Here is a 17097-nt window from a genome sequence, read left to right as displayed (position 1 = left end):
ACATGCCCAATACCGTCATCGATCCACCAGTCCTCGAACCGGGAACGCTCCGCGTCATCCCGATCGGCGGTCTCGGTGAGATCGGCAGGAACATGACCTGCTTCGAAATCAACGGCAAGATCCTGATCGTCGACTGCGGCGTGCTCTTCCCGGAGGAGCACCAGCCAGGAGTCGACCTGATCCTCCCGGACTTCGGGCCCATCAAGAACCGGCTCGACGACGTGGTCGGGGTCGTGCTCACGCACGGTCACGAAGACCACATCGGCGCCGTTCCGTACCTCTTGAAGCTCCGCCAGGACATCCCGCTCATCGGTTCCGGCCTCACGCTCGCGCTCATCGAGGCGAAGCTCAAGGAACACCGCATCGCGCCGTACACGCTCACCGTCAAGGAGGGTCAGCACGAGCAGCTCGGCCCGTTCGACCTCGAATTCGTCGCGGTCAACCACTCCATCCCGGACGCCCTCGCCGTCGCCATCAAGACCGACGCCGGAACGGTTCTCGCCACGGGCGACTTCAAGATGGACCAGCTGCCGCTCGACGGCCGCCTCACCGACCTCCGCGCCTTCGCCCGCCTGGGCGAAGAGGGCGTCGACCTCTTCCTCGTCGACTCGACCAACGCCGACGTCCCCGGCTTCACCCCGCTCGAGAGCTCGATCGGTCCGGTCCTCGACCAGGTCATCGGCGGCTCGCAGCGACGGGTCATCGTCGCGAGCTTCTCGAGCCACGTGCACCGCGTGCAGCAGGTCCTCGACGCAGCCCACAAGCACGGCCGCCGCGTCGCGTTCCTCGGCCGTTCGATGGTCCGCAACATGGGCATCGCAGCGGATCTCGGCTACCTGAACGTCCCCGAGAACCTGCTCATCGACTACAAGAAGGCCAAGGACTTCCCGGACGATCGCATCGTCTACATGTCCACGGGTTCGCAGGGCGAGCCGATGGCCGTCCTCAGTCGCATGGCGAACCTCGACCACGCGATCGAGCCGGGACCCGGCGACACCGTGATCCTGGCCTCGAGCCTCATCCCGGGCAACGAGAACGCGGTCTACCGCGTGATCGACGGCCTGACGAAGCTCGGTGCCAACGTCGTCCACAAGGGCAATGCGAAGGTGCACGTCTCCGGCCACGCCGCCGCCGGCGAACTCCTCTACTGCTACAACATCCTCAAGCCGAAGAACGTGCTGCCCGTGCACGGCGAGTACCGCCACCTCACGGCCAACGCGAAGCTCGCCATCCAGACCGGCGTCCCGGCCGAACGCACGATCATCGGTGAGGACGGCATCGTCATCGACCTGCGCGACGGCGTGGCGAAGGTCGTCGGGCAGCTCGACGTCGGCCTCGTCTACGTGGACGGCTCCACGGTCGGCGAGATCACCGACGCCGATCTGAAGGACCGCCGCATCCTCGCCGAGGAGGGCTTCATCTCCATCGTCGTGGTCGTCGACTCGCAGACGGGTCACATCATCTCCGGCCCCGAGATCCACGCGAAGGGCTTCGCCGAGGACGACCGCGTCTTCGACGACGTCAAGCCGAAGGTCGCGAAGGCTCTCGCCGAGGCCGCGTCCAACGGCGTCCGCGACACGCACGCGCTCTCCCAGGTCATCCGCCGCACGGTCGGCCGCTGGGTCAACACCTCGCACCGCCGTCGTCCGATGATCGTGCCGCTCGTCATCGAGGCGTAAGCGACGTCGATTCATCCATCGTCCGAAGGCCGAGTGCCGGCATCATGCCGCACTCGGCCTTCGGCGTCTCCGCGATGTCCGGAGTTCTTCGGTGCCTCGCCCGCCGTCGCGCGGATGGCAACGATTTCATGACGAGGAGGAACTCCGGGCACAAAAATGTCGGACTCGCGGATCATGGAATTCATCCTGTGGAATGAGGTTTCGGATGCACCATCCTTGCTAGCTTGGAGGCTCCTATGACCGTGCGTCGCCCGACCACGGTGGATTCCGGAGGTTCCGCGTGGGCGTTGTCCGTACTTGGGTGTTCCCTGTTCTGAGGCTGCTGCTGTTCGCGGCCATCGCCGTCGCACTCGTGAAGGTGGCCTTCTTCCCGGACACCCAGACAGACCAGACGCCGGCCGTCCCGACGGGCAGCCTCGTCGAGCCGCAGATCCCCGTGGGCCTCGGAACGGTGGTCAACACGGTCACGGTCGACGCATCGGTCTCAGCCGATCCGGCGCAACCCGCGAAGTCGACCGCGGCAGGCACCGTCGACGACGTCTTCGCGCCGAAGGGCACCGCTGTGGACGAGGGCGACCCCATCCTCGACGTCAAGACCACGACGGACACGGGCGGCACGGTGTTCGTCCGCGTCCTCGCACCGGTCGCCGGAATCGTCTCGAACGTCAAGTTCATCCACAACCAGGCCGTGCAGATCGGCGATGTGGTCGCGCAGGTCTCGCCCTCGACGTTCTCGGTGAGCGGGGCGCTCAGCGCTGACAAGCAGTACCGGCTCCTCACGGTGCCCGCGGAGGCGACCGTCACGATCAACGGGGGACCGGCGCCGTTCACGTGCGGAGGCGTCGCGATCAAGACGCCCTCGACCGACACGAACGACGACACCACGGGCAATCCGGGCACGGGATCGAACCCCGGATCCGGCGGCGGCTCCGGCAGCGGCTCGACCGTCTCGTGCGCGGTTCCAGGCGACGTCCGGGTCTTCGCGGGGCTCAGCGCCACCATCGAGCTCGCGGGCGGCACCGCCGAGAACGTGCTCGTCGTGCCCACGACCGCGGTCAAGGGCTCCGCGGGCACCGGCAAGGTCTGGTTCGTCAAGGAGGACGGGACGAACGAGGAACGCCCGGTGACGCTCGGGCTGAACGACGGCCAACAGGTGCAGATCGTCGACGGCGTGGCAGAGGGCGACCAGATCCTCCAGTTCGTCCCCGGCGCCGCCCCGAACGTCCCGGAGGGCTGCGAAGCCTCGCCGGACGGCAGCTTCTACTGCGCGGGCCAGGGATGAGCCTGCTCACGCTCTCCGAGGTCACACGCGTCGTGAAGATCCCGGACGCGTCGCCGCTCACGATCCTCGACGGCGTCGACCTCGAGGTGGATCGCGGGGATCGGGTGTCCATCGTCGGCCGCTCCGGCTCCGGCAAGTCGACGCTGCTCAACATCCTCGGGCTCCTCGATCGCCCCACCTCCGGCCGGTTGTCCTTCGATGACACCCCTGCGGAACGCCTGGGAGCCGGAGCCAGGGACCGCCTGCGCGGCGCTCGCATCGGCTTCGTCTTCCAGCAGTTCAACCTGCTTCCCGGCCGGACCGCCCTCGAGAACGTCACCACGCCGTTGCTCTATGCTTCGGGGCGGTCGTTCTGGCGCCGGACGCAGATCGCCCGCGAGATGCTCGAGCGCGTCGGACTGGGGGACCGGGCGGATTCGATGCCGTCGAAGCTCTCCGGTGGCGAACAGCAGCGCGTGGCCATCGCCCGTGCGCTCGTGCGGACCCCGCAGCTCATCCTCGCCGACGAACCGACGGGAGCCCTCGACGTCGAGACGGGGACGAGCGTCATGTCGCTCCTCGACGAGGTGGCGAAGCAGTCCGGCGCGGCTCTCGTCACGATCACCCACGACGCGGCGATCGCGGCGCTCTCGAATACCCACTACCGCCTCGACCACGGCGTCCTGACCTCCCTCGACACCGACGCGTACGCGCATCTCGGCGCGCCGGAACTCGCATCGGTGTCGGCGTCTGTCTCCGGATCCGGATCCGATTCCAGGTCCGAGCCCGTATCCATGCCCGGATCAGCCGCGGCCGGCACGACGGAGGTGGCGTCCGATGTCTAGATTCCTCAGCGGCATCGTCGGCGCCATCGTCGAGGCATCGCAGGAACTCCGCATCCACCGCGGGCGCGTCATCCTGTCGCTCATCGGGGTCGCGGTGGCCGTGTGCGCGCTCACGAGCATCGTGGGGCTCACCGCGGTCGCCGGCCAGGCGCAGACGGAATCGACCGAGCGCTACGGCGGAAGGCCGGCAACGCTCAGCGTCTCGGCATCGTCCGCCGGCCAGGAGCAGCTCGACCAGAAGAAGGTCGAGACGGCGGTGACCGAGCTCGCGGACCGCTACGACATCTCATACGTGTCCCGCAGCGAGCAGACGCAGGTCTCGACGCAATTCGTCGACGGCACGGTCCCTGTGCAGGCCACGGTCGTCGACCCGGCCTACGGCACGATGCACCGCATCCGCGTCACTGAGGGCGACTGGTTCACCGAGGACGACCGGGAGCGGTTCGCGCCCGCCCTCGTCGTCAATCAGATCGTGTGGCAACGGCTCGGCTCGCCGCCGATCGAGACCCACCCGACGGTGCAGCTCTGGGGCGACACCGCCCAGACCGCCGTGGTGATCGGCGTCTACTCGACGGGCGACTACGACACGATGCCGAGCATGTACCTCCTTCCGGAGGCCGCGGCGTCGCTCACGAAGACGACGAGTGGTCAGTCCGGCGGTGGCGGCGGCATGGTGGGCGGACCCATGAGCTACGGCGGTCCTGGCGGCGGACAGCCGACCTTCGAACTGTGGATCCCGCAGGGCGACGCCGACGCGTTCCTGCAACGCGTCCAGTCGGATCTCAAGGCGACGCTCGGCTCCGCCGCAGCCGTGAACGTCAACCGGATGGACTTCGCCGGCTTCGGTGAGGACCCGCTGCTGTCCCTCAAGATCGTGGTGGGGGCGATCGCGGGGCTCATCCTCCTGCTCGGCGCCCTCGGACTCGTGAATCTGTCACTCGTGACCGTGCGGCAGCGCGTGCGTGAGATCGGCATCCGTCGCAGCTTCGGCGCGACGGCTCCGAGAGTCTTCTTCGCCGTCATGATGGAGAGCGTCGTCGCGACGTTCCTCGCCGGGATCGTCGGTGTGATGCTCGCCGTCGCCGTCGTCAAGAACCCGTTCATCGAGGCTCAGATCGGCCAGGGGATCGTGACCGAGTTCCCGCCGTTCCCGATCGATGCGGCGATCCTCGGTCTCGTCTGCGCGACCGCCGTCGGCGCGATCGCGGGCCTGTTGCCCGCCCTCGTCGCCGTGCGGGTGAAAGTGATCGACGCCATCCGGTATTGAGCCGTGCGGCGAGGCACCGGACGGCCTTCCGAGGTCGTGATCCGTCCGAGATGTTGATGCCCTAGCATCACGTCATGGCGGTGTACACGATCCGGGAGGCCTCGGGTGCTGACGTCCGCGTCCTCACCGACATGGTGGTGGAGGCGGCGAACTGGAACGCGTCCGCCGTCCGCCAGCGCGTCGTCGTCCTCGCCGATCCGCTGCACCAGCGCTACGTGCGCGGATGGAAGCGTCCGGGGGACGCAGGATCGCTCGCGATCGACGCCGACGGTGCGTCCGTCGGAGCATGCTGGTTCCGGCTGTTCCCGGCGAATACGCCGGGGTACGGCTTCGTGGCGCCGGGCGTGCCGGAGCTCATCCTGGGCGTCAACCACCAGTGGCGGGCGCAGGGCGTCGGGCGGGCACTCCTGCGAGCCGTGATCGATCAGGCGCGGGCCGCCGGTCATCAACGCCTGAGCCTCAGCGTCGAGCGAGACAACCACGCGGTCGCCCTGTACCGCACGGAGGGCTTCGCGACGCTCGAACAGCGCGGCTCACGCGACACGATGGTGCGCAACCTGCGCTGAGGCGGTGCCCGGCGTGCCCACGCGGCCGGTCGGCGAGCCTGCCGGCTCCGCGATCTCGGACACCGCCGGACTTCGCCGGGAACCCCCGGAATGGCCGTGATCCGAACACCCCGCGCGCTTCCGCGGCATCGTCAGTGGCTGCGAGTACCGTGAACGCATGGCCGGAAGCACCAAATCGACCAGCCGTTCTCGCAGCACGACGACGCGGAGCGGCTCATCGTCGCGCGCATCGGGCGTGTCCGCGGGGACCAAGGCGACCACCAAAGCAGTCCCCAAGGCGGGAGCCAAGACGAGCTCCACGTCACAGCAGAAGACCGTTGCGTTCCCGGTCGAGGAGAAGCGCGGCGTGTTCACCGCCGTCTGGCTCGGCCTCGCGCACGGCGTCGGTGGAGCGGTCCGCGCCCTCGGACCGGAACGGATCGCCAAGGAGGACCGCCGGGACGGCTTCCCATTCCTGCTCTTCCTGCTCGCGATCGTCGGCGCCATCGTCGAGTGGTTCGGTGCGACCGACCCCATCGCCCAGAACTTCGACGCCTGGTCGTTCGGCGGCCTCTTCGGCCGCGTCGCGTTCGTCCTGCCCGTCATCATGATCGTCTTCGCCGTCTGGCTGTTCCGACACCCGGCTTCCGTGGACGACAACGGGCGCATCAGCATCGGGCTCGGACTCCTGCTCATCGGCATCTCCGCGCTGTGCCACGTCCACGGCGGCCAGCCGAATCCGAGCGACGGCCTGCCGGCGCTCGCCAAGGCCGGAGGCCTGCTCGGGTGGGTGCTCGGCGCCCCGCTCGCGTTCCTCATCACGCCCATCGGCGCGACCATCGTCATTTCCCTCATCATCCTGCTGAGCCTCTTCATCGTCACCAAGACGCCGCCGAACAAGATCCCCGAGCGGTTCCGCGAGTTCACGGCGTGGATGTTCGGCACCGAAGTCGCCACGGAGGACGAGCGCGTCGCCGCCCGTGAGGCCAAGACCAAGGCCATCGACGCCCTCGACGAACCGGACGACGAACCCGCCGTGCTGCCGTGGTGGCGCCGCAACTCCAGCCAGCGCGAGGAGGACCCGGAGTTCGACGGCCCTGTCATCGCGGACGAGCTCACGGACGTCCTCGGCTTCACGGGGCCCTCCGGCGGCTTCGACTCGCCCATCGAGGCGCCCACCAAGGTCGTCCCGTCCCAGCCCGACTACGGCACGGAACTGCTCGGCGACCTCGAAGCGGCCGAGAACGCGGTCAAGCGATTCAACACCGGCGAGATCCGTCCGCAGACCGGTCTGCACGACGACAGCACGCCGGGCGCGACCGAGGTCATCGACGCCCTGGACCCGCTCGACCCGCTCCTGCAGGGTGCTCCTGACCAGATCGACTTCAGTGCTCGCCCGCTCAGCCAGGTGCAGCCGCAGGCCCCGTACCGGCTGCCGTCCGCCGGCACGCTGTCGGCCGGCGCCCCCGCCAAGACGCACAGTGCGGCCAACGACGAAGCCGTCGCCGCCATCACCAACGTCTTGGACCAGTTCGGCGTCGACGCCAAGGTCACCGGGTTCTCCCGCGGTCCGACCGTGACGCAGTACGAGATCGAGCTCGGCCCTGGCGTCAAGGTCGAGCGCGTCACGGCGCTCAGCAAGAACCTCTCCTATGCGGTCGCCTCGAACGAGGTCCGCATCCTCTCGCCCATCCCCGGCAAGAGCGCCATCGGCATCGAGATCCCCAACACGGACCGCGAGATCGTCACCCTGGGCGATGTCCTGCGGTCTGCCGCGGCCACGGGCTCGAGCCACCCGATGACGATCGGCGTCGGCAAGGACGTCGGCGGCGGCTACGTCGTCGCGAATCTCGCGAAGATGCCCCACCTGCTCGTCGCGGGTTCCACCGGTTCCGGCAAGTCGAGCTTCGTGAACTCCATGATCACCTCGCTCCTCATGCGCGCCAAGCCCGCCGACGTGCGCATGGTCCTCATCGACCCCAAGCGCGTCGAGCTCGCCCCGTACGCGGGCGTGCCGCACCTCATCACTCCCATCATCACGAACCCCAAGAAGGCTGCGGAAGCGCTGCAGTGGGTCGTGAAGGAGATGGACATGCGGTACGACGACCTCGCGAGCTTCGGATTCCGGCACATCGACGACTTCAACAAGGCCGTCGTCGGTAACGAGATCGTGCTGCCCCAGGGCAGTGAGCGCGTCCTCAAGCCGTACCCGTACCTGCTCGTCGTCGTCGACGAGCTCGCCGACCTCATGATGGTCGCGCCGCGCGACGTCGAGGACTCGATCGTCCGCATCACGCAGCTCGCCCGCGCGTCCGGCATCCACCTCGTCCTCGCCACGCAGCGTCCGTCGGTCGACGTGGTCACGGGCCTCATCAAGGCCAACGTGCCGTCGCGCCTCGCGTTCGCGGTCACAAGCGTCACGGACTCCAGAGTCATCCTCGACCAGCCGGGAGCGGACAAGCTCATCGGCCAGGGCGACGCGCTGTTCCTCCCCATGGGCGCTTCCAAGTCGGTGCGCGTGCAGGGCGCGTGGGTCGGTGAGAGCGAGATCCAGAGGGTCGTCGAGCACGTCACGAACCAGGCTCGCCCCGAGTACCGCAAGGACGTCCAGGCGGTTGCGGAGCGCAAGGAGATCGACGCGGACATCGGCGACGACCTCGAGCTGCTCCTCGCGGCCGCCGAGCTCATCGTGTCGACGCAGTTCGGCTCCACCTCGATGCTGCAGCGCAAGCTCCGCGTCGGCTTCGCCAAGGCCGGGCGCCTCATGGACCTCCTGGAAGCTCGGGAGATCGTCGGCCCGTCCGAAGGCTCCAAAGCCCGCGACGTCCTCGTCACCGCCGAGCAGCTGTCGGGCGTCCTCGCGCGACTGCGCGGTGAGGACGACCAGGCCGCTGCGGCAGCATCCTCGCAGCAGCAGCAGCAGCAGCAGCAGCAGCAGCAGCAGCAGCATGCGTCGGCGTCCGCCGGTGCTGCTGGGGTCGGAGCCGGCGGCATGCTCGCCGATGGCGTGCAGCACTCGCCGGAGTCGGCATCCTCGGAGGACCCGTACGGGGACGACCCGGTGGCAGCCCAGTTCGCCGACTATCCTGAGGTCGAGGGCGCTTCGGACGAAGACGCCTGGGGTCTCACCGGCAGGGAGTAGTCATGACGACATCCGGAGCGTCTGCGGCACCCGCGAGATCGTCCAATTGGAATCTTCCGAATGCGATCACCGTCGCGCGCATCATCATGGCGCCCATCTTCATCTGGATGGTGCTGGCGGACGACGGCGCGGACGGCGCACTCCGCTGGTGGTCCGCGGCCCTGTTCATCGTGGCGATCGCGACCGACGGCATCGACGGTCACATCGCCAGGAGCCGTGGGATCGTCACCGACCTCGGCAAGCTCCTCGACCCCATCGCGGACAAGGTCCTCACCGGTGGAGCGCTCGTGGCCCTCTCGATCCTCGGTGAGCTGCCGTGGTGGATCACGATCGTGATCCTCGTTCGCGAGGTCGGCATCACCGTGCACCGCTTCATCGTCGTCTCCGACCACGTGGTCGCGGCGGCATGGATGGGCAAGCTCAAGACCGTCGTGCAGGCCGTCGCGATCTCGGCCGCCCTCATTCCGTTCGATCGGATCTTCGGCGACTGGGTGTTCTGGGTCAACGGCGTCCTCATGGCCGCCGCTCTCGTCCTCACCGTCGCGAGCGGCATCGACTACGTGATCACCGCGGTGCGCGGGTCCAGAGCGACGCGCGCGGCGGGCGGTTCGGAGTCGCGATGACCGACGACACGGCTGCCGTCGCAGCGTCGGTGATCGCGGAACTCACGGCGGCGCGGCTCACGATCGGTGTCGCCGAGTCGCTCACCGGAGGTCAGCTCGTCGCCGAACTCATCCGCGTTCCGGGTGCTTCCGCGGCCGTGCTCGGCGGCATCGTCGCCTACGCCACGCCACTCAAGCACTCGCTCCTCGAGGTCGATGCCGGCCTCCTCGCCCTTCGCGGAGCCGTCCACCCGGAAGTCGCCCTCCAGATGGCCGACGGCGTGCGGCGAGCAGTCGCGATCGACGGACTGCCCGCCGACATCGGCATCGCGACGACGGGCGTCGCCGGACCGGACCCCCAGGACGGCCAGAGCGTCGGCACCGTCTTCGTCGGCATCGTGTCCCGCGCGGGCGGACGGGTCGTCGCCCTCGAACTCGATGGTGATCGCCAGGAGATCCAGCGCGCCACCGTCGAAGCCGCCGTGCGGGCGCTCGCGGAGGAACTGCGCTGAATCGTGGCTCCGGGCGTGACTCCCAGCTCCACCTCAGGTTTCCGGCTCACAGCGACGACACAGGAATAGACGCGGTTTCCATCTCGTTACAGAACGGTGATTCACAAGAAAAGTCCAGTGATTCTCGTTAGAGTTTCCGCAAGGGTTGGATGTAGTGTTATCCATCCACAACGAGGTTCGACAGTTGATCTGGCACAGAGGGAGGGTCACGTGGTTCTAGTCCGTCAAGAGATTGGCGACGTACTCAGGGACTTCCGCTTGCAGAAGGGCCGCACGTTGCGCCAGGTCGCGAGCAAAGCGAGTGTTGCGCTCGGGTACCTGAGCGAGGTCGAGCGTGGGCAGAAAGAGGCGTCGAGCGAGATTCTGGCATCCGTTGCAGATGCTCTCGACACCCCGATCTCGGTCATCATGCGAGAGGTCGGAGATCGCCTCGCAGTGATCGAAGGGTTGTCGCCCACCATTCCGGACACCGTTCCGGACGAACTGGTCAGCGAAGTGGATGCCGAACTCGTCATCCACTGACATCGCAGATTTCCGAAACGCCCCGGCGCACATCGCGCTGGGGCGTTTCGTCTGTCCTCGGGCATCTACCCGTGGCTCGCGTGCTTCCGTCCGCCGCTCGGGTGAACCTGACCGCGTGACGGGTGAATCGGTCGCTGAGGCGCGCGATACGGTGGAAGCATGAAACTGAGCGAGTTCCGTATCGCCGTCGCGGAAGAGTACGGCGCGGCCTACGGAGCAGTCCTGACCGGGGACCTCGTGCTCGGCGAGGTCGGGGGGCGCACCGCCGAGGAGGCACTCTCGGCCGGCGTGCCTGCTCGTGATGTGTGGGTGGCTCTCTGCCGCGCGACGGACGTTCCCGCCTCCCGCTGGCACGGCGTCGGACGGAACCTGCCGAAGGCCTGATCCGCTCGTCGACCCTGCTCGTGAGACGCCGTGGGAGCGCACTGGAGAAGGTGCTGCCGAACGCGCCTTCGACACGCCGGAGCCCGCGGCTCGAACATTCGTTCTACGAGTGTTACGCTCCTCAACAGAGGCCGATCGTGGCCGGTTCTCCACAGTTCGCTCCGTTTCCCGATGCATGTCGGTGGTTGCGCGTACCGTCGGAATCACCACGAAGGACCGATGCCTTGTCATCGCAAACCGCATCCGCGGAGAGCGCCGACAGCCTATAGGCACACCGACACCGAGCAGAGAGCAGAACGACATGCCAAGTCCAGCAGAACGCGAAAAATCCCTCGAGACCGCGCTCGCCCAGATCGACCGTCAGTTCGGCAAGGGCTCGGTGATGCGCCTCGGGAGCGACGAACGCGCCCCCGTCGAGGTGGTCCCCACCGGGTCCATCGCATTGGATGTCGCGCTCGGCATCGGCGGGCTTCCCCGCGGCCGCATCGTGGAGATCTACGGCCCGGAGTCCTCGGGTAAGACCACGCTGACGCTGCACGCCATCGCCAACGCACAGAAGGCCGGCGGCATCGCCGCCTTCATCGATGCGGAGCACGCGCTCGATCCCGAGTACGCCAAGAAGCTCGGCGTCGACATCGACGCCCTGCTCGTCTCACAGCCCGACACGGGTGAGCAGGCGCTCGAGATCGCTGACATGCTCGTGCGATCCGGGTCCATCGACCTCATCGTCATCGACTCCGTCGCAGCACTCGTGCCGCGCGCCGAGATCGAGGGCGAGATGGGCGACTCCCACGTCGGCCTCCAGGCCCGCCTCATGTCGCAGGCGCTGCGTAAGCTCACTGGTGGGCTCAGCCAGACCAACACGACCATGATCTTCATCAACCAGCTCCGCGAGAAGATCGGTGTGTTCTTCGGCAGCCCCGAGACCACCGCCGGCGGTAAGGCGCTCAAGTTCTACGCGTCGGTCCGCCTCGACATCCGTCGCATCGAGACGCTCAAGGACGGCACCGACGCAGTCGGCAACCGCACCCGCGTCAAGGTCGTCAAGAACAAGATGGCGCCGCCCTTCAAGCAGGCCGAGTTCGACATCCTCTACGGTGTCGGCATCTCCCGTGAAGGCAGCCTCATCGACTTCGGCGTCGAGCACGCCATCGTCAAGAAGTCCGGCGCCTGGTACACCTACGAAGGCGACCAGCTGGGTCAGGGCAAGGAGAACGCTCGCAACTTCCTGCTGAAGAACCCGGACATCGCCCTCGAGATCGAAGAGAAGATCCTCGGCAAGCTCGGCATCGGTGCGGCGGGTGTCGCTGCTGCGGCAGCGGCTGCCGCCGCCGACGCGGCCACTGCAGCAGCGGCTCCGGCCGAGGTCGCCGAACCGAAGGTTCCGGCCAAGCGCAGCGCGTAGTCCGTCCCGTTTCGTCGGCCGCGCCCTGTGGCGCGGCCGACGAAACGACCGGGAACCGGGCGAACGATCGGTGTTCCCGGTGCCGTCATCGAGCGAACCCAGCATGCAGCATTTGCGAGCAGCAAGGAGGCCATCATGGCCGTCGAATTCAGACCAGGCGACGATGAGGTTCCTTCGGGCGCCACGGTGAGTTACTTCCCGGGCGTCGGTCCTGACGGCGCGCGCGCGTCTCGTCGAACGGCCGGTGCCTCGGCAGGGGGCGCTGCCCCCGCATCCACATCGGCCGCTGGTTCGGCACGCTCTGCGACCGGGACGCGCTCGGCCTCTCGGCCTCCGCTCCATGTTGTCGAGCCCGTCGCCTCGCCTGCGCCGGAGCCCGCGGCGCCGATCACGCCGACGAGCCGGAACGGACGCGCAGCGACCACCGACGACGAGGGCTGGGCCGCAGAGCCACGCGACGAAGACCGCGAGTTCGTTCAGAAGACGCGCGATGCCATCGCCGAGATCGATGCCGGCCAGGGAGCGCGTTCCGCCCCTGAAGCGGCGGCGTCGGGAGATGCGCGCGGGACGTCCCGGACATCGGGCTCGCCTGTCGTACCCGACGGCGTTCGTGCTCTTCCGGTGAAGCGCCCGGTCACGTTCGTCGAGAGTTCCGCCGTCGAACCGGGCGATGACGAATTCGAAGCGTCCGAGCCTGAACCGGTCGACCCGGCCGTTCGCCTGGCGGAGCTCGATCTGCTGGTCGTCCGGAAGCTCGCGCGTCGCGCATACTCCGAGTGGGAGGTCGCCGAGGTGCTCCGTGGGAACGACGCCGAACCGCACGAGGTCGAGCACCTCCTCGAAGAGTTCCGTCGCCGCGGCTATCTCGACGACGCGGCCTTCGCCGAGCAACTCGTCGAGTCGCTGCACGCGCGCAAAGGCCAGTCCCGCTCCGTCATCGCTCGCGAACTCTCATCGAAGCGCATCGACCAGTCGATCATCCAGGTCGCACTCGAGGCCATCGACGACGACGACGAACTCGAGCGGGCCCTCGTCGTCGCCCGGAAACGCGCCGGGCAGCTGAGCAGCTACGACGCTGCCACGGCCGAGCGGCGCCTCACTGCTTATCTGTCACGTCGTGGGTACGGGTCGTCGATCGTCCGCGAAGCCTGCAAGCAGGCGCTCTCGGGCACCAAGCGCTCCGGCGTCAGCTTCCGCTGACCCACGGATCGCTCCGCTGCCGTCGAGTAAACTTGCGCACCATGAGCAGCATCCTCGAGAGCCCCACCGTGATCGATCCGTCCGACGCCGCGATCGACGCCGAGGGGCACGTGCGCACCTACGAAGTGCGCACCTACGGCTGCCAGATGAACGTCCACGACTCCGAGCGCCTGAGCGGTTCGCTCGAAGCCGCCGGGTACGTCCCGGCCGACGGAACCGAGCCGGACGTCGTCGTCATCAACACGTGCGCGGTCCGCGAGAATGCCGACAACAAGCTGTACGGCAACCTCGGCCACCTCGCCAGCGTTAAGAAGCGGCACACCGGTATGCAGATCGCCGTCGGTGGCTGCCTCGCTCAGAAGGACAAGGACGTCATCCTCCAGAAGGCGCCGTGGGTGGACGTGGTCTTCGGCACCCACAACATGGGGTCCCTCCCGAGCCTGCTCGAACGCGCCCGCCACAACGACGAAGCGCAGATCGAGATCCTCGAAGCACTCGATACGTTCCCCTCGACGCTGCCCACGAAGCGCGACTCCAGCTACAGCGGCTGGGTGTCCATCTCCGTCGGCTGCAACAACACGTGCACCTTCTGCATCGTCCCAGCGCTCCGCGGGAAAGAGAAGGACCGCAGGCCTGGAGAGATCCTCTCCGAGGTCACTGCGCTCGTCGAGGACGGGGCGATCGAGGTCACCCTCCTCGGCCAGAACGTGAACTCCTACGGCGTCGAGTTCGGCGACCGCCAGGCGTTTGGCAAGCTTCTTCGGGCGGCCGGTGAGATCGACGGCCTCGAGCGCATCCGCTTCACGAGTCCTCACCCCGCCGCTTTCACCGACGACGTCATCGACGCCATGGCGGAGACGCCCAACGTCATGCCGCAGCTCCACATGCCGTTGCAGTCGGGTTCGGACCGCATCCTCAAATCGATGCGCCGCTCGTACAGATCGGCGAAGTTCCTCGGCATCCTCGACAAGGTGCGCGCGAAGATCCCGAACGCCGCGATCTCGACCGACATCATCGTCGGATTCCCCGGCGAGACCGAAGAGGACTTCCAAGACACCCTCCGCGTCGTCGAGGCCGCTCGGTTCGCGACGGCGTTCACGTTCCAGTACTCCATCCGCCCCGGAACCCCTGCGGCGACGATGGAGGAACAGGTGCCGAAGGCCATCGTGCAGGAACGCTACGAACGACTTATGGCGCTGCAGGACCGCATCAGCCTGGAGGAGAACCAGAAGCAGATCGGCCGGACCGTGCAGTTGCTCGTCGCCGTCGGCGAAGGCAAGAAGAACGCCGAGACGCACCGGTTGAGCGGCCGTGCGGAGGACTCGCGCCTCGTGCACTTCGACGTTCCGGAGGGTTCCGACATCCCACGACCCGGTGACGTCGTCACCGTGACGATCACGCAGGCGGCTCCGTTCCACCTGATCGCGGACGCCCAAGAAGGCTCCGCGCTCGACATCCGGCGGACTCGCGCGGGAGATGCCTGGGATCGTGCGCAGGCGGAGTCCTGCGGCGTTCCGACTTCGACCGGCCCGTCCGACGGCCCGGCTCGCGTGTCGCTCGGACTGCCGGGACTCCGCGTCGGCGCTCCTTCGATGACGGTCCCCGGCGTTGGCACGATGCCGATCTACGATCCGTCGGACGGCGAACGCCGGTGACCCTCCGCGAATCCGCGGTCGTCCTCCCGTTCTCGAACGTGGCAGCATGACGCTCATCGCGATCGTCGGCGCGACGGGCACGGGGAAGTCGAACCTCTCGCTCGACTTCGCCGAACGCATCATCGCCTCGGGCGGTTCGGCGGAGATCGTGAACGCCGACGCGATGCAGTTCTACCGTGGCATGGACATCGGCACGGCCAAACTCCCGCAGGGCGAGCGTCGCGGCGTGCCGCACCACCTCTTCGACGCGCTCGACGTGACGGAGGAGGCATCGGTCGCGTGGTACCAGCCGGTCGCCAGGAGCGCGATCGACGAGATCATCGCCCGCGGTGCGACCCCCATCATCGTCGGTGGCTCCGGTCTGTATGTCTCGAGCGTCGTCTACGACTTCCGATTCCCCGCGCGCGATCAAGCGCTCCGGGAACGCCTCGAAGGCGAACTCGTCTCCCAGGGCGTCGGCGCACTCTTCGCCCGCTTGCGTGAGGCGGATCCGATCACTGCTGCGAGCATCGACGCAGCCAACGGCCGTCGGGTGGTCCGCGCGCTCGAAGTGCATGAACTCGCTGAATCAGGCCACGGCGCCAAGCTGCCGGAGGCGCCCGTGCCGTGGCGTCCGCTCCGGACGATCGCGCTGAGCGTCCCGCGACCGGAACTCGTGGCGCGTCTCGACGCACGCGTCGAGGAGATGTGGCGAGACGGCATCGTCGACGAGACCAGAAGACTCCTCGAGCAGGGCCTCGAGGACGGGGCGACGGCGAAACGCGCCATCGGGTACGCGCAGGCGACCGAGCAGATCCGCGGCACGATGACGGAGACGGAAGCCATCTCCGAGACGCAACGGCTGACGAGGCGATACGCGAGGCGCCAGGTCAGCTGGTTCAAACGATCGCCGGACAGCGTCTGGATCGACGCAGCCGAACCGCACCTGGTGGATCTGGCCGCTGCGGCCGCGGGGATCTGAGTCGTCGGAGCGGGTGCGATCCGACAGGCCTGAACCGTTCATCACGGCCCTTTAGACTGGTCGAATGGCGTTCACACTGCACTTCACCAAGGGCCACGGCACGGGCAACGACTTCGTCCTGTACTCCGACCCGGACGGTGAACAGCCGCTCAGCGCGGACCAGATCGCGGCGCTCTGCGACCGCCACTTCGGGATCGGCGCCGATGGCGTGATCCGCGCGGTCCGCTCCTCGAAGCTCGAAGCCGGCGCCGCCGCACTCGCGGAGGACGCCGACGCCGAGTGGTTCATGGATTACCACAACGCGGACGGGTCGATCGCGGAGATGTGCGGCAACGGCATCCGTGTGTTCGTCCACTACTTGATCGAGCGCGGCCACGCGACGCTCGGCCGCGGCGAGACGATCGCGATCGGCACCCGTGCCGGCGTCCGAGACGTGCAGACCGCTGCCGTCGGCTACACGGTCGACCTCGGCCGGTGGCAGCTCGACGAGCGCGAAACGCTCGTCCGGATCAAGGAACTGCCCGTCGCTCGCCCCGGGGTCGGCATCGACGTCGGGAACCCGCACATCGTCGTCGCCGTCGCGGACGACGCAGAGCTGGAGCAGGCCGACCTCACGTACGTCCCGCAGCTCGATCCTGCTCCCGAGCACGGCGCGAACGTGGAACTCGTCGTCCCCGGCGACCCGCTCGTCTCGGACGGCATCGCACGCATCCGTATGCGCGTCCACGAGCGGGGGAGCGGTGAGACGCTCAGCTGTGGCACCGGAACCGCGGCCGCAGCACTCGCGTTCCGCTACTGGGCCGGTGAAGCAGCACCCAACGACTGGCGCGTCGAGGTGGCCGGCGGGACGCTCGGCGTTCGCATGTTCCCTGCGGAGGACGGGGAGCACGTCTCGCTCTCGGGCCCGGCGACGCTCGTCTACTCGGGATCCATCACCCTCGCCTGAGGTCCAGCGCGCACGATCGGGCGGAGCCTCAGCACTCCTGGTGTTCACAACTCAGGAGCGCTGCGGTGTGTCGGCGTCGCCGCGCGGCCTTTCGCGCGCGACACGCCGCGCCCGTCCTGAGTTGTGAACAGGCACGGACTGCGCGAGCGGTGGGGCTGGGCGTCGCAGGAA

15 protein-coding genes are annotated in these 17097 nt (G+C 67.9%); all 15 read left to right on the top strand.

The genetic code is table 11. From position 1 onward, the window contains the following. The first annotated feature begins 2 nt into the window (after positions 1-2). The 15 genes from ACQ3HB_RS17240 to dapF all read left to right on the top strand — a co-directional run bounded on the left by ACQ3HB_RS17240 (position 3) and on the right by dapF (position 16926). On the top strand, positions 3-1679 hold the full coding sequence (locus tag ACQ3HB_RS17240; RefSeq protein WP_430921679.1) for a ribonuclease J: 1677 nt from the start codon (positions 3-5) through the stop codon (positions 1677-1679). 301 nt (positions 1680-1980) lie between these two features. Next, positions 1981-2961: a permuted SH3 domain-containing protein gene (locus ACQ3HB_RS17235; RefSeq protein ID WP_430921678.1), complete on the top strand. Its 981-nt coding sequence runs from the start codon at positions 1981-1983 to the stop codon at positions 2959-2961. Beyond that, complete coding sequence (locus tag ACQ3HB_RS17230; RefSeq protein ID WP_430921677.1) at positions 2958-3785, top strand: ABC transporter ATP-binding protein; 828 nt, start codon at positions 2958-2960, stop codon at positions 3783-3785. Before ACQ3HB_RS17235 ends, ACQ3HB_RS17230 begins: the two co-directional genes overlap by 4 nt. After that, on the top strand, positions 3778-5052 hold the full coding sequence (locus tag ACQ3HB_RS17225) for an ABC transporter permease (RefSeq protein WP_430921675.1): 1275 nt from the start codon (positions 3778-3780) through the stop codon (positions 5050-5052). The genes ACQ3HB_RS17230 and ACQ3HB_RS17225 overlap by 8 nt, the downstream gene beginning before the upstream one ends. Before the next feature lie 74 nt (positions 5053-5126). Next, positions 5127-5618 carry a GNAT family N-acetyltransferase gene (locus ACQ3HB_RS17220; RefSeq protein ID WP_430921673.1) on the top strand — a complete coding sequence of 164 codons (492 nt, stop codon included), beginning with the start codon at positions 5127-5129 and terminating at the stop codon, positions 5616-5618. A gap of 157 nt (positions 5619-5775) precedes the next feature. Continuing rightward, positions 5776-8739 (top strand): FtsK/SpoIIIE family DNA translocase, encoded by a 2964-nt coding sequence (locus ACQ3HB_RS17215; protein WP_430921672.1) that lies wholly within the window; start codon positions 5776-5778, stop codon positions 8737-8739. Between the two features lie 2 nt (positions 8740-8741). Beyond that, positions 8742-9362: a CDP-diacylglycerol--glycerol-3-phosphate 3-phosphatidyltransferase gene (pgsA, locus tag ACQ3HB_RS17210; RefSeq protein WP_430921670.1), complete on the top strand. Its 621-nt coding sequence runs from the start codon at positions 8742-8744 to the stop codon at positions 9360-9362. Beyond that, positions 9359-9853 carry a CinA family protein gene (locus tag ACQ3HB_RS17205; protein WP_430921668.1) on the top strand — a complete coding sequence of 165 codons (495 nt, stop codon included), beginning with the start codon at positions 9359-9361 and terminating at the stop codon, positions 9851-9853. Before pgsA ends, ACQ3HB_RS17205 begins: the two co-directional genes overlap by 4 nt. 210 nt (positions 9854-10063) lie before the next feature. Beyond that, on the top strand, positions 10064-10375 hold the full coding sequence (locus ACQ3HB_RS17200; protein WP_422781353.1) for a helix-turn-helix domain-containing protein: 312 nt from the start codon (positions 10064-10066) through the stop codon (positions 10373-10375). Positions 10376-10534: 159 nt separating this feature from the next. Beyond that, positions 10535-10759, top strand: coding sequence for a DUF3046 domain-containing protein (locus tag ACQ3HB_RS17195; RefSeq protein WP_430921667.1), 225 nt, complete (start codon positions 10535-10537; stop codon positions 10757-10759). Positions 10760-11060: 301 nt separating this feature from the next. Beyond that, the gene (gene recA / locus ACQ3HB_RS17190) at positions 11061-12164 is read left to right on the top strand and encodes a recombinase RecA (protein WP_430921665.1); all 1104 of its coding nucleotides are present in this window, start codon (positions 11061-11063) and stop codon (positions 12162-12164) included. Positions 12165-12299: 135 nt separating this feature from the next. Then, complete coding sequence (locus tag ACQ3HB_RS17185; RefSeq protein WP_430921663.1) at positions 12300-13364, top strand: regulatory protein RecX; 1065 nt, start codon at positions 12300-12302, stop codon at positions 13362-13364. Between the two features lie 41 nt (positions 13365-13405). Next, the gene (gene miaB, locus ACQ3HB_RS17180) at positions 13406-15019 is read left to right on the top strand and encodes a tRNA (N6-isopentenyl adenosine(37)-C2)-methylthiotransferase MiaB (protein WP_430921661.1); all 1614 of its coding nucleotides are present in this window, start codon (positions 13406-13408) and stop codon (positions 15017-15019) included. A 46-nt stretch (positions 15020-15065) separates the two neighbouring features. Next, positions 15066-15980, top strand: a complete 915-nt coding sequence (gene miaA / locus ACQ3HB_RS17175) for a tRNA (adenosine(37)-N6)-dimethylallyltransferase MiaA (RefSeq protein WP_430921659.1) — start codon at positions 15066-15068, stop codon at positions 15978-15980. A gap of 64 nt (positions 15981-16044) precedes the next feature. Beyond that, positions 16045-16926: a diaminopimelate epimerase gene (gene dapF, locus ACQ3HB_RS17170; protein WP_430921657.1), complete on the top strand. Its 882-nt coding sequence runs from the start codon at positions 16045-16047 to the stop codon at positions 16924-16926. Positions 16927-17097 lie beyond the last annotated feature (171 nt).

Source organism: Plantibacter lichenum (genome assembly GCF_050587525.1).
GTDB lineage: Bacteria > Actinomycetota > Actinomycetes > Actinomycetales > Microbacteriaceae > Plantibacter.
Note: the sequence above shows the minus strand (reverse complement) of the source record. Positions and strands in the feature narration are given on the sequence as shown.